The 1,535-nt window shown below is 64.3% G+C and carries 1 protein-coding gene; it reads right to left on the bottom strand.

Features of this window, described 5'->3' with window-relative positions; translation table 11 throughout:
• Positions 1-8 precede the first annotated feature (8 nt).
• Positions 9-1,391, bottom strand: a complete 1,383-nt coding sequence (locus ACFWUP_RS31320) for an NF041680 family putative transposase (protein ID WP_379239602.1) — start codon at positions 1,389-1,391, stop codon at positions 9-11.
• Positions 1,392-1,535 lie beyond the last annotated feature (144 nt).

Genomic DNA, 1,535 nt, shown 5'->3' with positions numbered 1-1,535 from the left:
CTTGGTTTTTAACCTGGGGTTTCGGTGTCGGTGGGTTTGCCGACCGCCGGACGGGGTGCTCGGTGCTTGTTCTTCGAGCCTGGTGGACGTCCTGGTCCGGGGCGGGTGGGTTTCGGTGCACTGGCGGGATTATGGGCCTTGCGGTGGATGTTGATGAACCCTCGCCGGACTCTGGCCGGGCTGAGTTGGTGGGGTTGGGTGACAGGTTTTTCCCAAGGACGACGCAGATCTGTGACGTGATAGCGAGCGAGGCGGAGTTGGGTGCTCGCCGCGATGAGCAGCCAGGTCCAGCGGTCACCTTGGTCGGGAGTCCGGACTCGTGGACGGGTCCATCCCAGGGTTTGCTTGAGGAACCGGAAGGTGTGTTCGAGGTCGAACCGGCGTAGGTATGCCCGCCAGAGCCGGTCGATGTCCTGGGACGGGGTATGTGCCCGGGAGTGCCACAGCCACAACGGTTTCGGTGATCTTTCACCGGGTAAATGGTCGACGGTGAGGCGGATGACAGTGCCGTTGACGATGGGAAGCCGACCTTCATGGCTCGCCCATCCCGCGCGCCGATAGAGGCGCTGGTGTAGCTCGTTCCAGGACACCGCGCGGGCGCGACCGTAGCGACTGGTATCGGATTCGGTGTCGGTATCAGGGGTGCGGGTGTGGGCGTGGATCAGTTTGAACTGTGTCCCGTGCCGAGCGGGGTGCCCACCGCGGGGATTGGGCGGCCCCTCGGGCAAGGGGTAGTAGACGCGGTCGGAACGGATCCTGCCCAGCAGGTCCACCGGCAGGTCCGCCAACAGCCATGCCAGGCGGGTGATGTCGTAGCCGGCATCGAACACGATCAGGATGTTGGGGTCCAGGCCGGCGGTGTGCTGTTGGGCCTGGCTCAGGCGTTGGACCAGGGCCCGGATCTGGTTCGCGGTCATCACGGTCAGGTCGGTGCCGCGCGGGACTCGTTCCACGTCCAAGATCGCGGTCCAACTGGTCCGCCCGGGCTCGAGGGCGGCGATGAACGAGTACGGCCAGCCCGGGATCAGCTGATTGTTGCTGTTACCGCGCCCGCTGACGTGGCAGTGTGACCGCGCTGGACTGGTCTGCGCGTCCGGGCGCAGCCAAGGGCTCATATCGACCGCTAGTACGATCGCGCCGGACTCGTGGCGTGGCAGCGGTGTCGCGGTCAGTGACCGTCGTAGTCGGCTGATATCGACCCGGCCCGCGGCCAGGCCGTCATAGAGCGCACCGTGTCCCCGGCGATGTGGACCCGCCAGGGACAACTCGACCAACGAGGTCACAGGCCCGTCCTGGCACAACACCGCATCACATAACTCGAACAAGGCGTCCGCTCGCGCGGTCAGGCATTGGTAGAACTCGCGTCGGAACTGGGACAGGTCCCCGCTCACGCCCTTACCGTCACGATCATGCACACTGTTCACTGAAGCCCTTGGTTCGAGATTCGTTCTGTCGCAAGAAGAATCATCGATCAAGGGCTTCTTTCGTGATCAAGTGGGGTTCTGAATGGCCCGCCCACCCGGTTAAAAACCAAG

Source organism: Nocardia sp. NPDC058658 (assembly GCF_042716665.1).
GTDB lineage: Bacteria > Actinomycetota > Actinomycetes > Mycobacteriales > Mycobacteriaceae > Nocardia.
Note: the sequence above shows the minus strand (reverse complement) of the source record. Positions and strands in the feature narration are given on the sequence as shown.